Genomic DNA, 22,759 nt, shown 5'->3' with positions numbered 1-22,759 from the left:
GCTGGTCGGGGTGCTCCGGATGCAGCGCCGAGTGTAAGGAAGGGCACCTTGTTAACGCCTCCGGTAGAGGAAGGGCCCCTTGTTAACACCGACAGATCAGCGCCCGACCACGCTGGGTGGGAGGGGAGGCACGGTGCCGGAGACAGAAAGGCCTCCCGTGCACCCGGCAGAGCTCGCTTATCCTTGCTGCCTTCCGGCCCTGGGGAGGTTCACGAGATACCGCCGCACGGGAGGTGGCACCAGCCTACCCGACCCGTCCCCGATCCTCAGGGGGTGGTGGGGTAGGCGGGTCGAAGGAGACCTGTATCCTGTTCGACGGAGGATTCGCCTAGCGGCCTAGGGCGCACGCTTGGAAAGCGTGTTGGGTTTACACCCTCACGAGTTCGAATCTCGTATCCTCCGCTCGTAGCAGCCGATCAGAGTTGCAGGTCAGGCCCGGTCTCGCGACCGGGCCTGATGATCTTTAGGGGACTAGTAGGGGTGCGGCCTCTGACCATCCCCCCGCACGAGGCGCAGACGCATCGACCCTTCGCTATCGAGTCGCTTCCGCGCTCCGGCCACGTAGCCCCGAGCCTCAGCCCGGCGCCGCACGTCTTCCAGCTCCGCCTGGTGTCTCTCAGGCGACCGCTGCCGCTCGACCGCCTTGAGGGTGCAGCGCACCCACACGTAGACGGTCACAACCATCACCGCGCCCAACACGACCAGGAACACCCGGTCGGCGAGCAACTGCCCGACTGTCGCCACCAGCAGCCAGCAGGCCAGCACGCAGGCAAAAACGACCCTGCTCTGCATCGTCGCGATCCCCCATTTCGTAACGCAGACGTAAAGAGAGAGCGATTTCACTCCGTGGGATCACGGGGCCAACACCCACTGGACGGGCCATTACGGTCCAGACGAGCGACGATTCCAGCCATTCGGCCTGAGTGCTACAAGGGCAACGCTCGGTAGTCATCCAGGCAGTGACACCCCTTGATCACCACCCAGAGTCAGCACAGTCAGGCACATCCGTCAATATGGATTGTGATGCATTCTGTGTGGAGTGGCGGAATATGCCGGAACCGAGGTATCGGGCGTAGCTCGCCTACGGGATGTCGATCTCGGTTCGGTCACCGGGGAACGCCTCGGCGAGGCCATCCGGGCCGGTCACCACGACCATCGGTACGCCGTCAGCCAGCGCCCAGGTGGCGCGCTCCAGCGGCGTTGGCATCCGCACCGAGACGACCGATCCACTCTCGCCGCGCACTCGCTCCACCTCGCGCGGCAGCGGCACACGCATCCCCCATCCGTGCACGACCTCAATGACGCCAGCAGACCGTAGTGCCGCAATCGCCCGTCGCACGGTCGTACGCCCGATCCCATATTCCTGCACTAGGCGGGTCTCCGACGGCAGGCGCGCACCAGGAAGCCACTCACCTGCGACGATGCGCGCCCGCAGCACGTCGGCGAGCTGCCGGTAGACAGGCACCCCGGACGCCGGATCGATCATGCTCGCGACGCTAGGACGCCTCGTAGACACGTCGCCTCGTGGACACATGTCCACGAGTTGGCGCACCTCCAGGCATGAAAAAGGGGCCGGATGTGCGGTCCGACCCCAGCGCGCTAGCGACACAGTAGCAGCCGCCCACGACGGCGCGTACCGTGCCAACCACGCGGCCGGTCTTCGTGCGGGAGCCAGCCGAACCGTCTTCACCCAACCCTCGTGCGGGAGGGCACCGTGACCGACTACATCGGACTGCGCATCGCCAGGTGGCGCGATACCGCCGGCATGACCCAGCAACAACTCGCTGACCGCGTCGGGGTCAGCGGCGCGTACATCGCCATGATCGAGGGCGGCAAGCGGGCGGTGACGAAACGCTCGCTGATCATCTCCCTGTCCACGGCACTCGGAGTGCGGGTCGAAGACCTCACCGCGCAACCCGCCCAGCCGCGGGACGCAACCGAGCTGGCCGTCTACTCGGCCGCACCGGGGATCCGCAGGGCACTCGACGACGACCCCGACGGGCCACTGCCCGACGTCGACGACGTGGCCCGGCGAGCGGACGCCGTCGTGCGTGCCCGCATGGCCTGCGACTACGGCTCCTATGCAGCCATGCTGCCGGGCCTGGTCGCGGACACCCGACACCTGGCCAACGTGCAAGCCACCGAACGGCAGGGCCTCGCCCTATTCACACGCGTGGCCTTCGCCGGCGCGGTCGGGCTCAAGAGTTTGGGGCACGTCGACCTGTCGATGCGGCTGGCCGAGCGCGCCCAGCTCGCCGCCCAGCTGTTCAACGAGCCGGACGAGATCGCCGCCGCGGCGTTCGCCACCGCCCAGGTCGCGCTCACCGGCGGATCACAGCGGCGGTCCCTGACCTTGGCGCGAGCAGCCGCAGAGGACGTCGGCGACACGGCTACCGGCGACATGGCCTCTTGGTACGGGTTGTTGCACCTGCACGCGGCGATCTCGGCCGCCTCGCTCGGCCGCGGTGATGACGCCGCCGACCACTACGCCGAGGCAGAGGACGCGCTGCGCCGCGCGAATGGCCCGGACCGGTGGCGGATGGAGTTCTCGTCTGCCAACTGCGCGACTTGGCGGGTGGCCATCGCACTGGAGAACGGCGAGCCCGAGCGGGCGCCGACGTACGCGAAGAGAGTCGATCAGACCGCGCTGCGGAACACCCAGCGTCGGGCCCGGCTGCACATCGACGCCGGCCGCGGCTACTTCATGGCGGACCAGCACGATCGATCGGTGCGACAGTTCCTCCAGGCGGACAGCATCTCGACCCAAGAACTCCGCTCCCGATCTACCGTTAAAGAGATAGTCGGCCAGATGGTCCGGGACGCACGCCGCCGCGGCTCCGACCAGCTGCGAGACCTGGCCGTACGGGTAGGCGTCGATCCACTCGACCCCGACCACGACGCGACTTAACAGCCTGTTAGGCCATCAGCACCCACCGCCGTCGATAGTCCGAATAGGCAGCGGATCGCCCCATCAGGACCCGAGACTGGACCGGGCGGTGCCCGCTGTGACGGTAGAGACCGGCGGCCGGTGCCCCGTGGGCCCGGCCGCTGGGACCGATGCGCGGGAGGCGGCCCATGCGGTGGCGATGGCTGGACAGGAGACAACAGCAACCCACGATCGACCGGACGGGACCTGCGACCGCGTACCCGCAACAGTCGGGAGCGCTGCCACGGCCCAGTGAGCCGGAGACGGACGAGCAGGTGTGGCTCACCGGCCCGACGGAGCTGCATTCACTGCCGCTACTACATACTCAGGCTGAGAAGCACCGAGGTGGCATCGGGCGGGTTGGCCAGCCGTGACTGGCCGCGCCTCTTTGGCCGATCAGGCCGTCCCGGCGACACGGAGGCTACTGCATCGCCATGCAGAGCGGCTCGTCGTGCATCCCCGAGGCGGCGACCAGAGGAGTCCAGTCGTGCTGCGCCTACAGCATCGCGGCATGTGGGTGCATGTGCAGGTACGGCTTGCCCGCCTGTACTGGGACGACAAGGTCGAGATCGAGGGTTACCGGCTGTCCGATGTCAGTGGCGGCCCGATCGGCAGCGTATGGCTCACAATCGATGCGACTGATCTACCGACGGCACTCGTCGGGACAGCCGACACCTGGCGACCGCCGCACGCGACCGGTCGGACGTGCTGACATGCGGTGGAGCCGAGGACCGCCCGCCCGCCGGTAGACTAATCCGGCCCGTGAGCTGCCAAGATCCCTACGATCAGGAGTGCAACCGTGCAGGTATCCCAGGCCCTGGACATGATCGAGGCCCTGCTGCGGGCCGCCGAGCATCCGGACATCACCGCAGTGCAGCGGTACGGTCGGGACGCTCAGCCAGGCGGCCAGTCGCCGGCCGGGGTCAAGGCGCTGCACCGGTCCGGATCCGCCGCGATGCTGTGGGCCGCCGTGCCGCCGCGTGACGCCACGCCGGTGCCGCTGCCCAGCGATCCGCTACCGCCGCGGTGGCGTGCTGCTCGCATCCTCGTGCTCGCGCACCAGCTGCTCGACGTCGCCCGGCCCGACCAGCTTGCGCAGTGGGAGCTGTGCCGACAGGCCGGGGTGGAGTCGCCGATAGCCGCCGCCCTACGCCTGAACGCCCGGGACGGCTCGGTGGTCTACCTGCGGGGAACGTCGGCAGGCGGTACGAGTCGCGAGCCCGAAACCGACCCCTTTCCGGACTGGCAGATTCCCGAAGGAGTCCGTGAATGGCACCTAAGAGTCAATGCTCCGTCTGCGGGGCCCGTACCGGCGTGAACCCAGGTCAACCCTGCCCGCCGCATCAGGCGCTAGGAAGCCGAGGCACATGCCCTGGGACCGGACGGCCCACCTCGTAACCCACATCGGAGAGGCCCCGCAGACGTCAGTGCTGCGGGGCCTCTCCCCGTCGTGACAAGTCCTCGCCGTTGGGCTATGCACCGTGGCCCGTGCGGACACGATCACTATCGGCTGAGTGACAGTCATGTTCCGTAGTGGTGTGGTGGGCCCTACCTTCGGGCCTTTGCCGCTCCGGGTGAGGTCGGAGCGGGTGACTTGAGGAGATTTCTTGCGTACGAAGATCACCACTGCTGGTGTTGCGGTTCTCGCGCTCATGGCCATCGCGTGTGGTGCCGGTGAGAGCGACACGGCCGGCCCGGGAGCGCAGGATCAGGCGGCTGGGGCCGTGGACAAGGGCAGCGGCAAGAAGGGCGAGAAGGAGATCATCCTGGAGGTGACCGGGCCGAAGACTGCCGATGTGACCTACGGCCTCGGCGCCGACCAGTCGCAGGACAACGGGGCGAAGCTGCCCTGGAAGAAGAAGCTCACGTCGACCGAGACGATCATCATCCCGACGGTCGTGGCCCAGTCGAAGGGCTCCAGCAAGATCGAATGCAAGATCACCATTGACGGCGAGGTCGTCAAGGAGAACGCCAGCGAAGGGCAGTTCGCGGTCGTCACCTGCACGGCCGACAACTTCTGACGCACCCGCTCAGCCTGCTTGCCTGGACACGCGGACAGCCCCCGCCCTCCCTGCTCGGGGAGGACGGGGGCTGTCGCAGCTTGGTCGGTCCTGCCGGGTGCGACCCGTCAGCACCGCGTCGACGATCCTACCGGGACGATCCGGGCGGATAGGTGGTGGTGCTGCGGATCTGTCGGTAGCTGCCGTCGGGCCAGTAGTCGGCCTCGGCGGGCGGCTGGCCGTAGGTGGGCTGGCCGGTGTCCAGGCCGAACGACAGCAGGATCCGGCCGAGCGCGCGGGCGACGCGCGCCAGCCGGCCGTCGCCGGTGCGTTCCTCCAGGGTTTTGCCGGTGGCGTAGACGAGGCCGGTCAGGACGACGGCGATGATCTCGTAGACCACGATCGAGTCGATGACGACCCCGAACCGGGTGGCGACGAACGCGACGATCGCTGCGGTGAGGTGGCCGAGCGCGAGCGGCCAGTAGGTCCGCACGTAGGCGGTGAGACGATCGGACACAGGGAGTCTCCTCAGTTCCAGAGGTTGCGGTGCGGGTGTGCCGGTCAGGCGACGTGGGCGGCCAGCTGCGTCTTGAGATCGCCGACCTGGCCGGTGAGCGCGGTGATGGTGGCTTCCTTCGCGGCGAGCTGTATGCGCAGCTGGTCCCGCTCGGCCTGCACGGCGCTCAGTTCGGCGGCCTGGCGCTGCTCGGTCTGCTCCAGGTGCGCGATGCGCGATTCCAGGTCGACCACGCGCTGGCGGAGCCGTTCGGCCTCGCCGGAGGTCAGTGCCAGGGACTTCTGGGCGTCTTCCAACGCGACGCGGACGCGTTGCAGCTCGCCGCGCAGGTCCTCGGTCAGTTCCTGGTAGATGTCCTGGCGGATCTTGTCGGTCTCCGCGCGCAACTGATCGGCTTGGGCCTGCTGCTGCTTCGCGGCGGCCTTGTGCTGTTCGGCTTGGGCGGCGGTCAGGGCGGCTTGCGCGGTGCGGAGACGCCGGCCGAGCAGGTGCGCGACGACCGGAGTTACGAGCGCGCCGCCACCGATCGCGCTGCCCGCGCCGATCAACGCGACCAGGACGGCGGACTCCATCGGTCAGAACCGCCCGGTGTTGAGCCGCCGCTGCAGCGCCTTGACGACCTGCGAAACCGGCGTCGACATGCGCCCGTCCTGCACGGTGCCCAGGTAGCGCTGCAGCGCGCGGGTGGTCTTGTAGGACTTGCCGTCCTGGCGGATCCCGACCCCGTCGACGGTCAGGCCGGCCCTGGCCACCTTGTTGAGGTGACGCTGAACGGCCCGCACCAACATGCTCGGGGTCGAGATCACCCCGTCGGTGGGCGTGCCCATGATCTGCTGCCAGCGGCGGATCGTGGCCCGGCCGAGCCGCCCGTCGACGGCCAGCTGCCCGGGTGTCGCCGGCGGCTTCGGGGTCGACGGCTGCTTGCCGATCAGGTCGGGCAGGTCCTGGCGCATCCACTGCGCCAGCCGATCCCCTGGGCACGACGTCGCGTACTTGTGCCCGGCCGGCCACACGCCACGGTGCGGGATCACCTCCAGCTGTTTGCCGGTGCGGCGACGCGCCAGCAGGACGAACGCCACGAACGCGTCCAGATCCTCACGCGAGGGCAGGTCGCGGCTGTAGGCGCCGCCGAACACGACCTGGATCCGCTTGTTGTCGTGGTCACCGGCCGGCTGGTGGTCCCAGCCGCGCAACTCGGTGACCTCACCGTCGGCGACGCCGAAGCTGTACCCGATGTAGGCCAGCCGCTGCGCGGCCGGGCGTCCCTTGGTCTGCCAGTCGTGAATCGACTTCCACGACGAGAAGGCCCCGCCGGTGTGATGGCCGGTGATACCAGCCCACGAACCCAGGCTGCGGTGCCCGATGCTGGTCGGGACCCCGGGCAGGCCCGCCTTGCCACGGCTGATGATGTCCATTGCTGCTCCCATGCGAGGTCGGCCGCGCACGCGAGGCGTGGCGGCTGCGGTGGGTGAGGGTGCTCGCCGACGGCCCGCCGGCGGACGGGTCAGGCCGGGTTGATCGCGATCATCGAGTGGCCGGATCCGGCGCCGGTCGTGGCGGTCCACGGTGCGCCGACCAGTTCGACAGGCAGGTCGGTCATGTAGGCGATGACCGGGCCGCCGGAGTGGGTGGGCAGGGGCGTCCAGCCGGCCGGCACGGTGATCTGCGCCGGCCCGTTGGGCGACCATGCGACGGCGGCGATGCCGAGGCGGCCGGGCCCGCTCGGGGTGATCTGCAGCGGGGCCGGCGCTGTGTGGTTGCCGCGGTGCTCGGCGGCGCTGGCCGGGTCGATCGGCGTGGCCGGGTTGTGGCCGGTGACCTCGACGAGGGTCGCGTACGCGGTGCCCGCGCCGCTGAACGCCGGCGCGACCGTGGCGAACGGGGCGACGGGTTGGCAGCGCCATACTTCGTGTCGGCGGCCGACGCCGCCGGAGGTCGGGCAGTAGACCACCCGTTCCCAGGTGTTGCCCTCGTCGTCGACGACCGTGGTGAACGGGTCCGCTGCGCTGCTGCGCGAGAGGTACGCGAGGTAGAGACGGCCGGGCACACCTTCGTAGGTGAAGGTCAGCGGGCTGCCGGTGCCGGGCGTGGCGATCGCGACCGTGGAGATGCCCCAGTCTCCGGTTTCCTGGTCGGCGATGATGCGCGCGTAGGTGATGTCGTCCAGGGACAGGTCGCACGGTCCGGCGACGGTGGCGCGGGCGACGATACGGCCGTTGGGCAGCAGGTCACACGGCACCGCCTGACCGGTGGTGGTCGGCACGGTGATCAGCCGCTCCGACAGGGGGTGGAAGCCTGCGGGCAGCTCGGCCAGGGCGTCGCCGGCGGTCACGGCCGTCGCGGTGATCCGCCCCTGCAGCCGAACGGTGTCGTCGGTGTCCCACCGGGCGCCCAGTGGCGCTGGGCCGACGTCGGTCGAGGCGCTGTAGTCGCCCGTGGACGTCGGGTCGACGCTCGTGATGGGCGACCACACCTGATCGGAGGTGACGGGCCGGCCGCGGGTGTCGAACCCACCCACGGGGATGCGGTTGCCGGCCAGGTCGAGTTGCTCGACCATGAAGGCCCTGCCGGTGCCGTTGTGCGCCGTGATCCCGACGTAGAGATGCTCGAACAGCTTGTTGCGCATCTGTCGGCGGCGGGGGTACAGCCCTTCGTTGTCCCACGCCATGAGGTACGGCACGTCGTCGATGACGACCCACACCTCACGCATGTTCTTCGCGCCGGCCGGCGGCATCGACGAGAAGGTGACCTTTTCGCGGACCTCGTCCAGCGGTGCGATGGTGCCGGCGTCGCCCGCGCGCAGGTACCGCGCGTCGCCGCGCTGCTCGTTGAGGTACTGCGCGTGGGGGTCGGCGGCGGCCAGGTGGCCGGCGACGCTAGACGAGCCGGCCAGTTCGGCGGCCGCCGCGGCGGCGGCCGACGCGGCGGCCTGGGCGCCCTGGGCGGTGGTGAACGCGCGCTGGATCTCGGCGATGAGGTCGTGTGACTGCACGTACACGCGGGGTCCGCCGTCGACGCTGATCCACATGGCGAGGGCCGGGCCCCGCCACAGCGGCCAGGCTCCGGGCCCGTACAGCGGATCGCCGTCGAGTGCCGCGGTGACCTGGTCGACGGCGGTTCCGTCGGCCAGGGCGAGGCTGGAGTACCGTTCCTCGCCGATCTGGTGGGGGTGGCAGGTGATGACCGCGCCCGGCTTGAGTTGAGGGATCAGGGGCACGCCGTCGACGGTGACCCGGTCCATCGCCCAGTCCATGGGTCCGCCGCCGTACAGGTAGATGGTCACGCTGCTGGCCTCCTCAGTGCCTGACCGGCCACGACGCCGCCTGCAGGTTGACGTATCGCGCGGATTCGATTCGGTCACGCCAGGGCGTGAGGGTGATGACGCCGGTCGAGCCGACGATCCGGCAGACGACCAGCGCGCCGGTGGACACGACGTGGCCGGTGATCTCCTTGTCACCGACCGGCCGGAACCCTGTCGGGATCGTGCCCAGCGTGCTGCTCGTGCCCGGGTTCAGTGGCCCCGAGACGCGCTGTGGGGTGAGCGTCAGGTCCACCGAGCCGTTACGCCGGTACAGCTGGTTGAACAGCGGCGCGGTCCAGTTCGCGGCCACCAGGGTGACGGCAGCGCTGGCTTCCGCGTCTGTGACGAGCCGCCACTGCTCGCCGTTGGCGAGCAGCTGCCGGCCGGTGTTGGTCTCGTAGATGACTCGGCCCGGAGAGGGCGGTGGGCGGGTGCTGCTGGTGCACAGCAGCTGTCCGTCGGGGCCGACGTACCAGCCGAGTCGGGTCAGGGTGGCGGCGCCGATGGTGCCGCCGGCCGGCAGCGCCACCGATCCCAGGCTCAGCTCCCACTGCCCGGTGCTCCCCAGTGCCTGCGCCGGGGCGGGCAGCAGTCCGTTGGTGCCGCCCTGGCGGGCGACCGGCGCGACGGTGCGGGGGTTGGCGTCGCGGTCGATGCGGATGACGATGTGGTCGCGGCGGACACCGGTGCCGCCGGCGTTACTGCCGACCGTGATGGGCGTGTCGGTGTCGCCGGAGGACCACCAGTAGCCGCGGGCGACGCCGCTGACGCCGGCGCGCAGCACCAGCTGGCCGCCGACGATCGCCAGCGGGTTCGGGTCGCCCGGGTGGCCGAAGATCCCGTCCGGGCTGTAGCCGGCCACCAGGGCCTCGTACTGGGCCTCGCCCATCACCCGCTTGCCGGCGCCGACGTCGTGATAGGGGGCGAACTCGAAGGCCATGTCTAGCGGGTCTCCCATCCTCCGATGCGGCGGTACAGGTCACGGACCGCGCGGGTCATCTCGTCGCTGGGCGCGTCGGGGGTGCCGATGGTGAAGCCCAGGCGGTGGGTGCCGTCGCCGGGCGCCTGCAGGCGGGCGGCGGTGACGACGTCGACGAGCGGCACGCCGTCGTCTAGCTCGACGGTGACCAGGTCGTTGAGGTCGAAGTCCCGGCCGAACAGGGGCTGGCCGGGGCCCGGGGTCTCGACGGCGTCGGCGGCGAGGTTGGCGGTCTCGCCGCCGGCGGCCAGGGCCTCGTCACCGGCGGCGTCGAGCAGCACCGGGTCGATGGTGTCGCCTCGGTCGACGATGTCTTCGAAGCGTCCCCACGGTGATGCCACCGCGCGTTCGCGCAGCGGCCGGTCGGTGCCCTCGCCCTGCCCGGCCACCAGCGCCGCGGTGAGCGTCGGTGCTTCCGGGTCGGTGTCGTAGCCGAGCAGGTTGTCCAGGTCGAACGAGAACCGCACGGACGCGGACAGGTCCCGGCGGGCGGACGCCGCGAACAGCAGGTCCCGGTCGACGTGGCGGATACGCCAGCGCAGGTTCCCGCCGGCGACCGCGACGCGACGCATCACGTCGGACACCCACTCCATGCGGCTGGCCTCAGTGACCTGTACACCCACCAGGGGGCTGTTCGCCGCCGCGAGCGCCAGCCGCGGCACCCGCCGATACGACAGGGCGCCCGGCCCGGCGTGCGCGGTGGCCAGGTTCCGCAGGACCGTCTCGGCGTTGACGTTGGTGACCGACCACTGCTCGGTGGTCTGCGCCGCCCACGCCACCGCCGGGTCGGGGTAGAGCCGGCGGGCGCCGAACCACAGTTCGTGGGTGGCCCAGCGGATCGTGAGCATTCCGGGGCCGGCGTCCTCGCCGTCGACGGACCGCTTGCGTGTCGGTGGGGCCTCCAACGGGCCGCTGTGCCACGCCTGCGGGTCGTCGCCGAGGTACACGGCGATGCGGGCCCCGGGCTGCAGGGCGGCCATCAGCGTGCGCGACGTCGGCGCGACCACCGCGCCGGGACCGGGCGCGTTGAGCGCCTGGGTGGCGTCCAGGGCCTGCCAGTCGTCGACGACGTGCACCGGCTCCAGCTGGTCGGTGGTGACCAGGATGGTGATCTCATCGGTGGCCACGTCACGCCACCCGGAACTGCGGGTGGAAGGCCAGCAGGATCCTGGTCTTACCGGCCTCGACGCCGGCGGCCGTGAACGTGATCCGGCTGGTGCCTCTTGGGATCGGCCACGGCCGGCCCGTCGCCCAGTTGACCGCCGCCGTCCAGTTCTCCCCGTTCGGGCCGAGCACGGCACGCGGATCGGTGGTGATCGTGGCGGCGGCTCCGTCCTCGAGCGCGCCGCCGACGGGCGTGAACACGAACTGCCGTGTCACGCCGTTCGTGGTGATGGCGGCGGTCAGCCCGTCGGCCGGGCCGATGATCGTCCAGTCCGGCCACGCGTCGACCTTGCCGACGTTGGTGACGTCCTGTTCGCCGCCGATGGAGTCGGCCGAAACGGCCGGGAAGCCGTCGTCGAAGAAGTCGACCGGGTCTTCCGGCTTCCACTCGAAGGTGACCGGCTCGGCGGCGCGGAACAGCCCACCCGGGCAGGTGAGGGTCACCACCACGACGTCGTCGAGGATGCCGGCACCGGGCTCACCGTCGAAGCCGCTGGCGTAGTAGGCGTCGATCACGCGGGCCTGACTCTGGCCGGGCCGCAGCACCGACAGCACACCGGGCCGGTCGACGTCGGTCCCGCACAGCAGGTCCTCCAGCTCCCACCACCGCTGGACGAACTGCGCCTCGGTGTCGCCCCAGATCAGGATCGACAGGATGATGGAGCGGCCGTCCAGCCGCTGGTTGCGCAACCGCGAACCACCCCGGGCCCGCGCGGCGGTGGTGAGGCTGCGCGGCACCGAGCCCAGGCCGTCGATGTTCAGGACGTGCCAGCCGCGGTCAAGGTCGCCGGACAGCGGCACCACCGACCCGCCCAGCGGGGCCGGGGTGGCCCACGACAGCACCGGCAACTGCAGCAGCGACGGCTGCTGCAACGGCGGTGGCAGCGGCGGCAGCGTGACGGATCCGACGAGAGCGGGCACTAGTAGGGCCTCCTCAACCTCTGCCGGGCGCGGTGCTCCGCCTGGGCGGCCTGCACCCGCGCCCACAGCTCGTCGGTGGTGCCGTACAGCTGGTAGGTGGTGCTCTCGCTGTACGACGGCATCCCGGCCGCGAACACCGGCACCACCCCGGCGCCCAACGGCGCGATCGCCGCGGCGCGGGCAAGTCGGCCGGCGGCCCGCTCGACCAGGCCCTGCCCGTCACCAACGCCCAGCGCCGCGCCCTCGCCGACGTGGTAGAACAGCCGACGCGCCACCTTGGACGGAGACGAGATGCCGAGCATCTCCCGGATCTTCGCGGGGATGCGGTTGACCAGCTCCTGCACCTTCGAGGTCACCAGGTGCCAGGCGCCGGAGATCCCGTCACGTAGCCCCTGGACGACGTTGCGGCCGATCGCGACGAGCTTGTCCTTCAAACCGCCCAGCGCGCCGGTGATCTTGCCGGTCAGCCCGCGGACGAACGACAGCAGCGACTCCAGCCGGCCGACCGCCGCGTCACGGGCCGACGCGAACGCCGAGCGGATCACCCCGACCACGGCCGAGATCCCCGCGATGATCGCGCGCACCCGGGCGATGCCGGCCTGCACCACGGCGACGATCGCCGCCCAGACAGTGCTGATCACGATCCGCCAGCCGGTCACGCTCGCACGCCACCAGGCCGAGATCCACCCGACCACGGTCGAGATCACCGAACGCACAAGGTTGATGTACGTCGACACTGCGGTGGAGATGAACGACCAGGCGGTGGAGATCACCATGCGCCAGCCGGCGACCGCCGTGGTGATGTACGCGCTGATCCATCCCCAGACGGTGGAGATCACCGCGCGGACGACGTCGACCGCCGCGGTGACCGCGTTCTGGATCCACTGCCAGGCGGCGAGGACCCCGTCGCGGAACCAGTCGACGTTGCGCCAGGCCCAGATGATGCCGGCGACGAGCAACGCGATCGCCACCACCACGGCGGTGATCGGTGAGGTCAGCACCGCCATGGCGGCGTTGAGTAGCCAGGTCGCCGCCGTGGCGGCGCCGGTGGCCACCGTGCCGGCGATCATCGCCACCCGGGAGGCGACCAGCGCGACGCCGGCGCGGGCGTGCGCGACGGCGCTGGAGTTGACCACCGCGTTCCACGCCGCGGTGGCCACCGCCGCCGTGCGGGACGCGACGGCGGACGCCGTGGTGGCGACCCGGGAGGCGACGGCCGACGCGGCCGCCCTCGTCGACGCGGCGGCGGAGGAGGTCTGCGCGGCGGCCCACCGGGCGGCGCCGGCGGCGGCCCGCCCGGACGCGGCGCCGGCGGTGCCGATGGCCCGGCCGGCGGTGGCGGCCGCGGAGGCGGCGGTGCGGGCGGCGGAGGCGGTGTCGCGGATCCCGCCGGCGACCGCCTTGACGGCACCGACCGCCTTGTTCACCGCGACGAGCGCGACGAACGCGATGGCCACCCGTGCGACGGCGGGGCCGGCCTGCTGTAGCCAGTCGAAGATCGGTTGCAGCACCGGCATGGCCTCGGCGGCCAGCACGGTCAGGGTCTGCTGGAACGAGCGGGTGAACTGCTCCACCGGGGACATGCCGCCGGCGAGCGCCGACGCGGCCTGACCCGAGGCGCCGGTGACCTTGTCGAAGCCCTGGGCGGCTGCGGCGCTGGCCGGGTCGAGCGCGTACAGGGCACCGGCGAGGTCCTCGCCGGGCCCACCGAACAGGGCCATGGCCAGGGTCGCCTGCTCGGCCGGGTCCTTGACGCCCCGCAGCCGGTCGAGGACCTTCTGCAGCGCGGCGTTGGCCTTCTCGCCGCCGCCGGCGACGTCCCGGGCCATGACCTTGCCGGACAGGCCCAGCTCTTTGAACGCCTCCTGCGCGCCGGCGTCGCCGAGGTCGACCGCCCGCAGGTTGAACTCTTTGAGCGCGTCTCCAACTTTGTCGATGTTGAACGCGCCGGCGTCGGCGGCCTGCGACATCAGGCCGAGCGCGGTCGGCGCGTCGACGCCCAGCTGCTTGAAGAACAGGCTGTACTCGTCGAACGTGGCGGTCAGGTCGCCGGAGGCGTCCAGGCCCCGCTGCGCGCCGACGGTCAGCGCGTCGAACGCCGACTGGACGTCAGGCACCAGGCCGGTCTTGACCATCTTCCCGGCGGTGCGGACCGACTCGGTCAGGTCGATGCCGAAGACCTTCTCCAGTGTCTGCGCACGCTGGGTCAGCCCGGACAGGTCGTCGCCGCCGGCCAGCCCGGCCAACTGCTGCTTGACGATCACCACAGCGCCGGAGACCTGCTCCAGGCTGTCGCCCCACCCCTGCGCGTAGAGGGTGCCGGACACCTTCGCCGCGGCGGCGGCCTCGTCCGGGCCGATGCCCAGCGCGGCCTGGATCTGCGCCTTGTTGGCGTTCGCCGCGATGGTACCGCTGATCCCGGCGGCCACCACACCCACACCGGCGAGGTCGCCGGCGATCCCGCCGACCGCCGACCGGACCCGGTCCAGGCCGGCGGTGACCCGTTGGCCGATCGACCGGCCGGCGGAGTCGCCGGCCTTGGTCAGCTCGCCCTCGACCCGCCGGGCGGCGTCCGTCGCCCCGCTGCTGGTCTCGGTGATCAGGGCCCCGGCGAAGCCCCGGAACGAGGGGATGACCTGCAAGGTCGCGTAGCCAACGGTCGCCACAGGTCACCCCCTCTGTAGTTGTTCCAGCTCCTGCTCACGACGCCGGGCCCGCTCCTGCAGCAGGCCCTCCCGACGCTTCGTCTCGACCGGGTCGCGACGTCGGCTCGGCGGCGCCGGCCGGGCCGGGTGCGGCTTGCCGGTCAGCGCGTGGAAGACGTCGGTCAGCAGGTAGTGCGTCCGGGTCCACCCGGCGTGCGGGTCCTCGTACGTCGCGAGGGTCGCCGAGTCGATCGGCAAATGCCGCAGCCGCCAGGCCAGCCGCCGAAGAGGCAGCGCACCGAACCACTGGTTGACCGGGTCCCGGTAGTACGTCGTCAGGTCGACGTCGATCTGGTAGTAGCGCTGCAGGTCGGCCTCGACCGCGTCCGCGTGGTCGCGAATCAGGCGGCCGAGGCTGGCTATTCCCCCGCGTTCGTGAAGCCCAGCTCCTTGGCGAGCAGCTCGAACATCTCGTTGAGGCCGTGGTGTCCGGGCTGCATCGCCTTGAAGCGCGCCCACTGCTGCGCGCCGAGCAGCTCGCGCAGCGCCAGGGTGGTCTTGCCCTCCTCGAACCACTCCAGCAGGTCCACCGACAGGTTGGACTTGTCGACGTGCACCCGCCACGGCCGGCCGCCCCAGGTCACCGTGACGTCGATCTGCTCCGGCTGGCCGGCGCGGCGCTGCGCCCGGTTCGGTCCCGGCACGACCGGCGCCGGCCGCGCCGGCTCGCCGACGGCCATCTGCTGCTCGATCCACGCCCGGTCGGCGTCGGTCAGTCCGTCCGGGCCGATGGCGGCCGTCTGTCGCAGCTGAGACAGACGCGCGATCGCCGCCGGCGACGGCTCGTAGTAGTGGTCGGCCCATTCCTGCTCGTCGTCGGCCAGGTCCTCCAGCTCGGGGGCGGCCGTCTGTCGCAGGTGAGACAGACGCGCGGCCGCCATTGGCGACTGCACGTAGTGCACGTCGACGTCGTCGACGGGCGCCGGCCGGGTCGCCTCGGCGCGGATCGTGCGGACCGGGTGGGGTCGGACCCCGGCCCGCCGCTTGCTGTTCTTGCCCATGTCGCGCAGGTCCTCCTGATCGTGCGCAGGTCAGGGGTGTGGTGCGGGGCGGCGGCGGACCTGCGCGCACGCCACCGCCCCGGCTTGAGGGTTACGGGGTTTCGGGTTCCTCGTCGTCGGTGGACTGGCGGTCGAACAGCACGCCGCCGCCGTCCGGGAAGATCGAGACGGTGACCTCGAACTTCTTCAGCTCGTCCTCGCCGTCCTTGATCGTTCCGATCGTGTCGACGACGGCGAACCGGCGAGTGATCAGCCGCTCGATCCGCTCGCCGTCGCGGACCTCGAACGCGATCTTGCGCGGCCCGTGCCGCGGCACGACGATCTCCGTGCCGGTCGAGCCCGGGTAGACCAGGCCCCGCACGTGCGGGTTGTCCTCCAGCGCGATGAACTTCTTGGTCATCTTGAAGTTCTTGCGGCTGGTGCGGATGAGGATGCCGCCCCACGCGTAGTGGTCGGACTTGTCCTCCGCTCGGCCCTCCTCGAAACCGGCCTCTCCGTCGAGCAGACCGACCAGGCCCCACTCGCTGGAGAACGCCGCGGCGACGGTCGCCGGGTTGGGGGTGGTCAGTTCCTCTGCCAGGTACACGTCGGCGTCAGCCCACAGGGACGCCTTGCTCGGGTCGCCGGCCACGGCGTCCTCCTTCGATGGTTGAGCGGATGGGTTGGTGCGCAGGTCAGGTCGTGGGGGTGGGCGGGTCGGCGATGTGCCGCACCTCGACCACCAGGTGGCCGTCAGCGACCCGCACGACCGACCGGGACAGCACGATCTCCCGGGCGGCGTCGGCCCGTGTGGCGGCGGACGCCGCGGCGGTCTCCTCGTCGACGATGGCCCGGGCCACCCGGGCACGCTGAGCCGGTGGGACCGTGCCGTCGGGGGCGAGCACGCCGAGCTGCTCGGCGCGGGCCCGGATCTCGTCTTCGGTCGGTATGCGCAGGCCCATCAGGGGTCCAATCGGATGGGGCGTACGTACGCCTCGACGGTCGTGGTGGCCAGGTCGATCTCGGTGTCCGGGTCGACGCCGCGGATCGGGCCGACGCCGGCGGCCACCCGACAGCTGCGGATGACCGGGCCGGTGTGCACGAGCAGCAGCCCGCGGCACATCTGCGCCAGGTCGAACGCCGCGTCGGTGTCGCGGTGCCAGACGGTCAACCGCAACGTGACCAAGCTCGACACCGGGTAGGTCGGCTCGTCGTCGTCAACGGCCACCAGGACGAACGGCAGATGCGGCTGCTCCGGGGACCGGCCGGCGGGCAACCGGCCGGCCACCGTGACGCCGCCGGCGTAGGGCTCCGGGCGGGTGGCCAGCCGGCCGCGCAGCACGCCGGCGGCCGCGGCCTGCGCGTCACCGAACACGACCAGCGGGCGGACCATCAGCGGATCCGCACGTCGGCGCCGATGCCGGACGCGGCCCGGGTCAGCACCCCGTCACGGGCCTGCAGGCCGAGGCCACGCCGGTCGGCGATGGTGACCGCGGCGGCCTCGCGGTCGGTGGTGTACTCCGTCACGGTCACCGGGACGTCCGGACCGACCGAGGCCCGGACCGCGCCGGCGATCCGGTCGGCAGCCTGGTTGACCATCTGCCGGACGTCGTCGCTGCGGGCGACCTCACCGATGCCGGCGTAGTTGACCTCGACGGTGATCCGGTACGACATCGGGGCCTCCTATCCGGTCACGCGGGTCATGGTGAACTCGACGTGATGCACCCGGCTGCTGTTCGTCGGGTCCGGCCACCGAGCCACCTCGCCCTGCACCTGGTAGAGCAGGTTGCTCGGCCCGAACTCGATCCGGTCGCCGGCGCGCACGTCCGGGTTGGTGCCGGGCGCGGACAGCACCCGCAGGCCGGTCGTGACGACCGTGCGGGTGTCGCCCACCGTCTCGGTCTGCTGGTTGGGCTGGACGTGCACGCGGGTCACCGGGATCCGGGTCACGGCAGCCGGCGACCAGTCGTCCACCGTGCTGCCGGACCGGTCGGTGCGCGTGCCCGGCCGCACGACGGTCAGCTGCTGGCGGAACATCAGGCTTGGTCCCCCTTGCCGACGCGGTACGCCTCGACGGCGATCGACCACTGCGCGGTCACCCCGGTCGACGCGGTCACGCCGTAGGTGACGGACTCGCCGCCGGCCTGCACGGTCTGCACGCCGGGCGTGATCTCGTGGATCACCCGCGCCTGGTCGATGACGACCTCCTGGACGTCGGCCGGGATCTGCGCGTAACCGTGGTCGTACAGGACCCGGACGCAGTTGAGCCGGTCCGGCCACCCGGCGCGGCGACGCAGGATGCCCTTGCGCGACCACTCGAACTCCGACGGGTCCAGCTCCCGGTCGTCGACCCAGACCTGCGGGCGGGCGAGGACGGGCGCGGCCGGCAGGAACAGCTCGGTCGAGCCGTCCCCGTCCAGCCACACCTCGTCGCCCTCCACCAGGTGCACCGAGTGATGCACCTGCCCCCGGAAGCGGCCGGACGCGGCCGCCAGGGCGTCGAGCATCCGCTGGTCGTCGACGGGCACGCCCAGCAGACGGGACAGCGTCTGCGGCGACGCCAGGTACGGCACCGGCTCAGCTGGCGCCGTCACCCTGCCCGCCGTCCCCGTCGCCCGTGCCGGCGCTGTCGCCCTGCTCGCCGGTCGCGGCCTTGCCCTTGGCGCGGCTGGTGCCCCTCGCGCGGCCGCTCTGGCCGCCGGCGCTCTGGCCCGGGTCACCGCTGCCCTGCTCGCCGTCGCCCTGGACCGGGCCGCCGCCGTCGGGTCCGTTCACGTGGCCGGTGTGCCGCTGCGGCTGCTTCCGGGCGGTCTTGGCCTTGCCGTTCGGCAGGCCGGCCGCGTCGACGAGGCCCTGCGCGCGGGCCTCGTCGGCCCGCCAGCGCACCCCGTCGATGACGATCATCTTGTGTGCCACCATGCTGCTCATCCCTTCGCTGACGGGTGGGTAGAACGGCCGGACGGGCCCCGGGTTCCCCAGCCCGGGGCCCGTCCGGCCGTCAGCCCTCTTCCTCTTCCGGCTTGACGACGATCAGCCGGTTGGGCTTCCAGATGACCTGCATCGCGCGCAGCTCGGCGCGGACGTAGGTCATGTTCCGCTGGGCGTAGTCCTTGTGCTGGTTGAACGCGAGAACGCTCAGGCCCTCGACGTCGAGCAGCGCGATCTGCCGCCAGTCGCCCAGGATGCAGGTGCCCGGCGCCAGCCGCTCCGACAGCGCCCGGGCGCGGCCCCAGCTCGTCGACGGGCCGATGCCGAACGGGCCCTGCCCGAGGTACCGGTGGTTGTCGTCCTCCAGCAGGTCCCACGCCTCGTCGTCCTCCGGCGCCATCAGCACGGCGGAGACCTGGCCGCCGCGCAGCCGGGTGATCCGGGTGATCGCCTGTCGGATCGCCTTGACCTGGGCGCGGGCGTCGACGCCGGGGGTGTAGGTCAGCTGCTGCACACCGGTGGTGTGCAGCAGGCCACGGGGCTGGCCACCAGTGCCGCTGCCGTCGAGCAGGGCGTCCTCGATCACCCAGTCCAGGCTGTAGGACAGCTCCTGATCCATGTAGGTGGCGAACGCGGGCGCGTCGCTCAGCAGCTGGTTGGTGATGTCGTAGCCGTCGGCGTAGGTGAACGGCTTGGCCTCGGCGATCTGCGTCTGCAGGTCCGACACCGGCTTGAGGCCGTTCGCGTCGGCCGGGCCGGTGGACTCCGGCACGATAGCGGCGTTGCGGGTCACCCCGGTCACCTGGACGTAGTCGAACGCGCCGTCCGCCTCGCCGCGCGAGATGAGGTCGAGGATGGTCAGGTTGTCCCGCTCGACCATGTCCATGGTCGGGTAGCGGGTCGGCTGGATCCGGGCGACCTGCGTGGTCAGCGTCGCCTTGCGGCGGCGCCCGGCGTGCCAGTCGTCCATCGTGCCGACCTTGACCCGGCCGATGTTGATCGGCGTGCCCTGACCGACGCCGCCCGGGTGCGCCTTGCGGAACGCCTTGTAGGCGTCGCTCTTGACGAACGCGACACCCATCCGCTTGGCGTGCAGCCGCTCGATCCGGTCGGTCACGCGGGCCCCGCCGGTCTTGCGGCCGCCGGCCGGCTCGTCGTCGTCCTCGTCGTCGTCCTCGTCGTCCTGGTCCTCGTCGTCGACGTCGGCGAGGCCGGACAGCCGCTTCGCGGCGGCGTCGTTCTTCTTGATCTTGGCCTGGAGGGCGGGGATCTCGTCGCCGAGGGCGTCGACCTCGGTGATCTCGTCGTCGGTCAGGTCCCGGGTCTTGGCGGCCTTGGCCAGCTCCGCGGCCCGGGCCAGCTTGGCCTTGAGCTGCTGTCGCAGGTTCACTGCGCATCTCCCGTCAGTGTGAGTAGTTGGAGCCGTGCGGCTGCCTGGGCGGACCGGGACCGATCGGACGCGGCGGACGACTTCCCGGGCACGGCCGGGTTGTCGTTGGTCGGATCAGCCGGCTGGCCGGCGGTACGCGTGGCGGTGCTTCCCGACCTCTTCGGGTCGGTGGTCTTCTCGGCGGCGGCGATGACCTCGCCCAGCGCGCCGTGTGCCTCCTTGAGCCGGTCGACGTGGGCCTGGGCCAGGACCCGGCCCTCCTTGACGCCGGCGGCCAGCAGGCGGGCCTTGGCGGACAGCAGGTCGGTGTCCTGGTTGGCGCCGACCAGGCAGGGCCCGACCTCGTGCAGGCCGGAGAACTTGCGCAGCTCGTACACGTCCTGGCCGTCCCGCTCGGCCCACGACGCTTCGCCGATCTCGTACGCGAAGCTGAACTGCGTGACGCGGCGGCCCTTGAGCAGGCGGTAGACCTGGGCGGCGGTGCGGGCCTCGGGGTCCTGGTCGACCAGGCCCTTGACCCACAGCCCGACGTCGGTCTCCTTGGCCTCCAGCACGGTGCCGATGTGGGCGAACGGGTCGTACCAGTTGTGCGACCAGATCACGGGGATCGGGTCGCCCTTGGCCGACCACTCCGAAAGGACGTCGTCGAACGCACCGGGCATGACGACGTCGCCGTAGCTGTCGACGTTGCCGAACACGCTGACGAGCGCCTCGAACTCGCCATCGGCCAGGCCGTCGTCGGTGCCGGCCGCCTTGATACGCGCCGGCGCGGTCTTGATCAACATCAGTCGTCACCTCTCGCGTACGTGACCGAGCACTTGCAGTTGGCCCGTTCGTCGGTCTCCAGCGCCGGGTCGCCCGGCCACCGGCCGCCGTTGCCGAACACGTCGTTGATCGGCACGGTCTGGCCGTCGAGCACCCGATGCGACGGGCGCGGGTTCGACGACCGGGTCCGCCACGTCTTCTCGCCCAGCCCGGACGCCTTGGCCGCGTCGTGGCCGCCGAAGTTGCGGGCCTCGGTGGCCACCCCGACCGCGTGCGCCGCGGCACGGACCACCCAGGCGGCCAGCGCGGTCTGCAGCGCGTCACGCCACGTCCGGTCCGGATCGCCGGCGGCGCCGCTGATCGCCCCGATGGCCGCGTCGTAGCCGCCCTGCTCGACCTCGTGCGCGTGCGCGGCCGCCGCCTTGGCCAGCCACGCCGTCATCACCTCGGCGGACCAGCCGTCGCCGTCCGGGTTCCAGATGCTCAACACTTCCCAGGCACCGACGGCCGCCAGACGCAGCGCCCACGACAGCACCAGCGCGGCCAGCTGCTGCTCCCGCTCGGGTTGCTCGGCACCCCACAGCGCCCACAGGTCCGGCGCACCGTCCTCGGCCTTGGCGCCGAGCCGGTCCAGCAGCGTGTCGGCCTGCCGCTGCGCGTACGCGGTCAGCGCCTCGGTCAGGCCGGCCAGTTCCCGGTCGTAGTCGGCTAGGTCCTCCGGCCGGGACGCCTTCACGCCCCGGCGGCCGCCGGCCTTCGGCGCGGTGTCCCGAGGTGAGGCCAGCCCACCCACCAGCACGTTGAGCGGCGTCACCAGTTCGTCGCCGCCCTCGATAGCCTCCAGGTTCAGCCGGCCCCGGGCCTCGTTGCGCAGCATGTACGGCGCACCGACGGCCGACTGCAGGTACTGCGCCTGTTCCAGCCAGCTGCCGCGCAGCTTCGCGTCGACGTGCGCCTCGACGTACAGCAGCTCGTCGTCGAAGTCGGGCACCAGCATCACGTTGGTGACCTGCTCCAGCGGCAGGATGTACGGGCCCAGCGACACGTTCCACAACATCTGGCGGAACGCGTCGAGGTTGCTGTAGTTGCCCTCGCGGGCGCCCACCAGCTCCGGGGCGATGTGGTACGCGGCGGCCACCTCGGCGTCGGTGAGCTTGCGGCCTTCCAGGTCGAGGGTGTCTCGCGGCGTGAACGCCTCGACCTTCACCAGGTCCATGCCGTCTTCGAGCAGCGGCGTGCCGCCCTCGCGGCCGCCGCCGCGCATGAACCGCCGCCAGGACGCGGTGAATCGGTCGCGGCCGCCGTTCTTGTTCCAGTCCGGCGCGTCCGCCGGCCGGCGCAGCACCAGCGGCACGCGGGCGCCGTTGGCCCAGACCTGACGCCGGTAGGCCACCGCCTCCCGGGACTCCGCCAGGGTGTCGCGCAGGGTCTGCATCGGGCTGGTGCCGTTGGCGCCGCGCCCGGCGTACCCGTGATCGAACAGGAAGTCCGCCGTGGGGAACTCCTGCCACCGCCCGTGCCGGTCGCGGATCTTGACCGCGATCGGCCAGTCCAGCGCGTCGGCCTTGAGCCGGAACCGCCGTGCGGGGATCCGGACCAGCTCCATGCCGTCGTCGGTGGGCAGCTTCGCCACACACCACCGGTCGTAGAGCATCCAGTCGACCACCACCGAGTGCCAGAACCGGAACGGCGTCAGCCGCGGCCGCGGTGCCCGCAGCGTCGCCGCCAGGGGGTGGGCGGTGACCCGCCGGCGGTCGGTGTCGGATGCCCGCTCGTACAGGTGCATCGGCACGCTGGCGACGTTGCGGGCGATGAAGTCGACGACCTTGCGCACGCTGGGCTGCGACTTCCAGACGTTGTGGGCGCTGACGTCGCTGGCGGCGTACTCCGACAGCGGCACGCCCGGGTCCACGACCTCCACACCCGGCCGGCTGGCCAGATGCTCGCCCAGCTCGGCGAGCGTGGCGAACGCGACCATCAGAGGACCTGCACCCAGCGCACCCCGGCGCCCTCGACGAGCAGCAGGCCCTCCAGCGGCGTGCGGCGGCCGTCCTCGGCGACCAGGTGCGCGTCGGCCAGCTCCAGCTGGTCGCGGCGCGCGTCGACCAGTCGGCCGGCGAACGTGATGTCGCCGCTGGTGACGAGGACCTGGCGGCCGCAGTGGCGGCGGTACGACCTCACAG

27 protein-coding genes, 1 tRNA gene and 1 other RNA gene are annotated in these 22,759 nt (G+C 71.5%); 5 read left to right on the top strand and 24 right to left on the bottom strand.

The genetic code is table 11. The features are described 5' to 3' along the window. Nucleotides 1-146: 146 nt before the first annotated feature. Nucleotides 147-236, bottom strand: an RNA gene (ffs, locus tag ID554_RS16815) — signal recognition particle sRNA small type. Nucleotides 237-317: 81 nt separating this feature from the next. Between ffs and ID554_RS16810 the strand changes: the two genes are divergently transcribed. After that, nucleotides 318-402: transfer RNA gene (locus ID554_RS16810), tRNA-Ser, on the top strand. A 69-nt stretch (nucleotides 403-471) separates the two neighbouring features. Here ID554_RS16810 and ID554_RS16805 read toward each other — a convergent pair. Together ID554_RS16805 and ID554_RS33135 are read right to left on the bottom strand one after the other, a co-directional pair. Next, on the bottom strand, nucleotides 472-792 hold the full coding sequence (locus tag ID554_RS16805) for a hypothetical protein (protein ID WP_147333420.1): 321 nt from the start codon (nucleotides 790-792) through the stop codon (nucleotides 472-474). Between the two features lie 289 nt (nucleotides 793-1,081). Next, nucleotides 1,082-1,486: a winged helix-turn-helix domain-containing protein gene (locus ID554_RS33135; RefSeq protein WP_117227290.1), complete on the bottom strand. Its 405-nt coding sequence runs from the start codon at nucleotides 1,484-1,486 to the stop codon at nucleotides 1,082-1,084. Nucleotides 1,487-1,714: 228 nt separating this feature from the next. Between ID554_RS33135 and ID554_RS16795 the strand changes: the two genes are divergently transcribed. The 4 genes from ID554_RS16795 to ID554_RS16780 all read left to right on the top strand — a co-directional run bounded on the left by ID554_RS16795 (nucleotide 1,715) and on the right by ID554_RS16780 (nucleotide 4,947). After that, nucleotides 1,715-2,908 (top strand): helix-turn-helix transcriptional regulator, encoded by a 1,194-nt coding sequence (locus ID554_RS16795; protein ID WP_223884119.1) that lies wholly within the window; start codon nucleotides 1,715-1,717, stop codon nucleotides 2,906-2,908. 505 nt (nucleotides 2,909-3,413) lie between these two features. Then, a complete protein-coding gene (locus tag ID554_RS16790; RefSeq protein WP_147333419.1) occupies nucleotides 3,414-3,638 on the top strand; it encodes a hypothetical protein in 225 nt (74 codons plus the stop codon). Between the two features lie 87 nt (nucleotides 3,639-3,725). Beyond that, complete coding sequence (locus ID554_RS16785) at nucleotides 3,726-4,244, top strand: hypothetical protein (RefSeq protein WP_117227287.1); 519 nt, start codon at nucleotides 3,726-3,728, stop codon at nucleotides 4,242-4,244. A 289-nt stretch (nucleotides 4,245-4,533) separates the two neighbouring features. Beyond that, a complete protein-coding gene (locus tag ID554_RS16780; protein WP_223884118.1) occupies nucleotides 4,534-4,947 on the top strand; it encodes an MmpS family transport accessory protein in 414 nt (137 codons plus the stop codon). Nucleotides 4,948-5,074: 127 nt separating this feature from the next. On the opposite strand, the gene ID554_RS16775 is transcribed toward ID554_RS16780, so the two are convergent. The 21 genes from ID554_RS16775 to ID554_RS16675 all read right to left on the bottom strand — a co-directional run bounded on the left by ID554_RS16775 (nucleotide 5,075) and on the right by ID554_RS16675 (nucleotide 22,757). Beyond that, on the bottom strand, nucleotides 5,075-5,443 hold the full coding sequence (locus ID554_RS16775) for a hypothetical protein (RefSeq protein ID WP_117227285.1): 369 nt from the start codon (nucleotides 5,441-5,443) through the stop codon (nucleotides 5,075-5,077). 44 nt (nucleotides 5,444-5,487) lie between these two features. After that, nucleotides 5,488-6,015: a hypothetical protein gene (locus ID554_RS16770; RefSeq protein WP_117227284.1), complete on the bottom strand. Its 528-nt coding sequence runs from the start codon at nucleotides 6,013-6,015 to the stop codon at nucleotides 5,488-5,490. Between the two features lie 3 nt (nucleotides 6,016-6,018). Beyond that, on the bottom strand, nucleotides 6,019-6,858 hold the full coding sequence (locus ID554_RS16765; RefSeq protein ID WP_117227283.1) for a peptidoglycan recognition protein family protein: 840 nt from the start codon (nucleotides 6,856-6,858) through the stop codon (nucleotides 6,019-6,021). Nucleotides 6,859-6,947: 89 nt separating this feature from the next. Beyond that, nucleotides 6,948-8,726: a hypothetical protein gene (locus tag ID554_RS16760; protein WP_223884117.1), complete on the bottom strand. Its 1,779-nt coding sequence runs from the start codon at nucleotides 8,724-8,726 to the stop codon at nucleotides 6,948-6,950. 13 nt (nucleotides 8,727-8,739) lie between these two features. After that, complete coding sequence (locus tag ID554_RS16755; protein ID WP_147333418.1) at nucleotides 8,740-9,702, bottom strand: hypothetical protein; 963 nt, start codon at nucleotides 9,700-9,702, stop codon at nucleotides 8,740-8,742. Continuing rightward, complete coding sequence (locus ID554_RS16750) at nucleotides 9,687-10,850, bottom strand: Gp37-like protein (RefSeq protein WP_158573707.1); 1,164 nt, start codon at nucleotides 10,848-10,850, stop codon at nucleotides 9,687-9,689. The genes ID554_RS16755 and ID554_RS16750 overlap by 16 nt, the downstream gene beginning before the upstream one ends. A gap of 1 nt (nucleotide 10,851) precedes the next feature. Next, the gene (locus ID554_RS16745; protein ID WP_158573706.1) at nucleotides 10,852-11,808 is read right to left on the bottom strand and encodes a phage tail family protein; all 957 of its coding nucleotides are present in this window, start codon (nucleotides 11,806-11,808) and stop codon (nucleotides 10,852-10,854) included. Beyond that, entirely contained in the window at nucleotides 11,808-14,474 is a 2,667-nt protein-coding gene (locus ID554_RS16740) for a phage tail tape measure protein (RefSeq protein ID WP_117227279.1), read from the bottom strand. Before ID554_RS16740 ends, ID554_RS16745 begins: the two co-directional genes overlap by 1 nt. Nucleotides 14,475-14,477: 3 nt before the next feature. After that, on the bottom strand, nucleotides 14,478-14,711 hold the full coding sequence (locus ID554_RS31750) for a hypothetical protein (protein ID WP_199489164.1): 234 nt from the start codon (nucleotides 14,709-14,711) through the stop codon (nucleotides 14,478-14,480). Between the two features lie 161 nt (nucleotides 14,712-14,872). Further along, complete coding sequence (locus tag ID554_RS16730; protein WP_117227278.1) at nucleotides 14,873-15,514, bottom strand: hypothetical protein; 642 nt, start codon at nucleotides 15,512-15,514, stop codon at nucleotides 14,873-14,875. A 91-nt stretch (nucleotides 15,515-15,605) separates the two neighbouring features. Next, nucleotides 15,606-16,145 carry a hypothetical protein gene (locus ID554_RS16725; RefSeq protein WP_117227277.1) on the bottom strand — a complete coding sequence of 180 codons (540 nt, stop codon included), beginning with the start codon at nucleotides 16,143-16,145 and terminating at the stop codon, nucleotides 15,606-15,608. A gap of 43 nt (nucleotides 16,146-16,188) precedes the next feature. After that, the gene (locus tag ID554_RS16720; protein ID WP_117227276.1) at nucleotides 16,189-16,455 is read right to left on the bottom strand and encodes a hypothetical protein; all 267 of its coding nucleotides are present in this window, start codon (nucleotides 16,453-16,455) and stop codon (nucleotides 16,189-16,191) included. Next, a complete protein-coding gene (locus tag ID554_RS16715) occupies nucleotides 16,455-16,886 on the bottom strand; it encodes a hypothetical protein (RefSeq protein ID WP_117227275.1) in 432 nt (143 codons plus the stop codon). Before ID554_RS16715 ends, ID554_RS16720 begins: the two co-directional genes overlap by 1 nt. Then, entirely contained in the window at nucleotides 16,886-17,167 is a 282-nt protein-coding gene (locus tag ID554_RS16710) for a hypothetical protein (RefSeq protein WP_117227274.1), read from the bottom strand. The genes ID554_RS16715 and ID554_RS16710 overlap by 1 nt, the downstream gene beginning before the upstream one ends. 9 nt (nucleotides 17,168-17,176) lie before the next feature. Continuing rightward, on the bottom strand, nucleotides 17,177-17,530 hold the full coding sequence (locus ID554_RS16705) for a hypothetical protein (RefSeq protein WP_117227273.1): 354 nt from the start codon (nucleotides 17,528-17,530) through the stop codon (nucleotides 17,177-17,179). Next, entirely contained in the window at nucleotides 17,530-18,087 is a 558-nt protein-coding gene (locus ID554_RS16700) for a mobile element protein (RefSeq protein WP_117227272.1), read from the bottom strand. The genes ID554_RS16705 and ID554_RS16700 overlap by 1 nt, the downstream gene beginning before the upstream one ends. Continuing rightward, nucleotides 18,071-18,412: a hypothetical protein gene (locus tag ID554_RS16695; RefSeq protein WP_147333417.1), complete on the bottom strand. Its 342-nt coding sequence runs from the start codon at nucleotides 18,410-18,412 to the stop codon at nucleotides 18,071-18,073. The genes ID554_RS16700 and ID554_RS16695 overlap by 17 nt, the downstream gene beginning before the upstream one ends. A gap of 79 nt (nucleotides 18,413-18,491) precedes the next feature. Then, nucleotides 18,492-19,811 carry a phage major capsid protein gene (locus ID554_RS16690; protein ID WP_117227270.1) on the bottom strand — a complete coding sequence of 440 codons (1,320 nt, stop codon included), beginning with the start codon at nucleotides 19,809-19,811 and terminating at the stop codon, nucleotides 18,492-18,494. Then, nucleotides 19,808-20,596 (bottom strand): HK97 family phage prohead protease, encoded by a 789-nt coding sequence (locus tag ID554_RS16685; RefSeq protein WP_199489163.1) that lies wholly within the window; start codon nucleotides 20,594-20,596, stop codon nucleotides 19,808-19,810. Before ID554_RS16685 ends, ID554_RS16690 begins: the two co-directional genes overlap by 4 nt. After that, a complete protein-coding gene (locus ID554_RS16680) occupies nucleotides 20,596-22,554 on the bottom strand; it encodes a phage portal protein (protein ID WP_117227268.1) in 1,959 nt (652 codons plus the stop codon). Before ID554_RS16680 ends, ID554_RS16685 begins: the two co-directional genes overlap by 1 nt. Then, nucleotides 22,554-22,757 (bottom strand): hypothetical protein, encoded by a 204-nt coding sequence (locus tag ID554_RS16675; RefSeq protein WP_117227267.1) that lies wholly within the window; start codon nucleotides 22,755-22,757, stop codon nucleotides 22,554-22,556. Before ID554_RS16675 ends, ID554_RS16680 begins: the two co-directional genes overlap by 1 nt. Nucleotides 22,758-22,759: the final 2 nt, after the last annotated feature.

Origin of the sequence: Micromonospora craniellae, from assembly GCF_014764405.1 — a bacterium.
Taxonomy (GTDB): domain Bacteria; phylum Actinomycetota; class Actinomycetes; order Mycobacteriales; family Micromonosporaceae; genus Micromonospora; species Micromonospora craniellae.
This window is presented reverse-complemented; position numbering and strand designations above follow the sequence as displayed.

Excerpts from the sequence above, each read along its gene's own strand:
- ID554_RS33135 (WP_117227290.1), bottom strand. The coding sequence starts at position 1,486 with ATGATCGATCCGGCGTCCGGGGTGCCTGTCTACCGGCAGCTCGCCGAC.
- ID554_RS16710 (WP_117227274.1), bottom strand. The coding sequence starts at position 17,167 with ATGTCGTACCGGATCACCGTCGAGGTCAACTACGCCGGCATCGGTGAG.
- ID554_RS16755 (WP_147333418.1), bottom strand. The coding sequence starts at position 9,702 with ATGGGAGACCCGCTAGACATGGCCTTCGAGTTCGCCCCCTATCACGAC.
- ID554_RS16805 (WP_147333420.1), bottom strand. The coding sequence starts at position 792 with ATGCAGAGCAGGGTCGTTTTTGCCTGCGTGCTGGCCTGCTGGCTGCTG.
- ID554_RS16720 (WP_117227276.1), bottom strand. The coding sequence starts at position 16,455 with ATGGGCCTGCGCATACCGACCGAAGACGAGATCCGGGCCCGCGCCGAG.
- ID554_RS16715 (WP_117227275.1), bottom strand. The coding sequence starts at position 16,886 with ATGGTCCGCCCGCTGGTCGTGTTCGGTGACGCGCAGGCCGCGGCCGCC.
- ID554_RS16680 (WP_117227268.1), bottom strand. The coding sequence starts at position 22,554 with ATGGTCGCGTTCGCCACGCTCGCCGAGCTGGGCGAGCATCTGGCCAGC.
- ID554_RS16770 (WP_117227284.1), bottom strand. The coding sequence starts at position 6,015 with ATGGAGTCCGCCGTCCTGGTCGCGTTGATCGGCGCGGGCAGCGCGATC.
- ID554_RS16705 (WP_117227273.1), bottom strand. The coding sequence starts at position 17,530 with ATGTTCCGCCAGCAGCTGACCGTCGTGCGGCCGGGCACGCGCACCGAC.
- ID554_RS16730 (WP_117227278.1), bottom strand. The coding sequence starts at position 15,514 with ATGGGCAAGAACAGCAAGCGGCGGGCCGGGGTCCGACCCCACCCGGTC.
- ID554_RS16765 (WP_117227283.1), bottom strand. The coding sequence starts at position 6,858 with ATGGACATCATCAGCCGTGGCAAGGCGGGCCTGCCCGGGGTCCCGACC.
- ID554_RS16685 (WP_199489163.1), bottom strand. The coding sequence starts at position 20,596 with ATGTTGATCAAGACCGCGCCGGCGCGTATCAAGGCGGCCGGCACCGAC.
- ID554_RS16695 (WP_147333417.1), bottom strand. The coding sequence starts at position 18,412 with ATGGTGGCACACAAGATGATCGTCATCGACGGGGTGCGCTGGCGGGCC.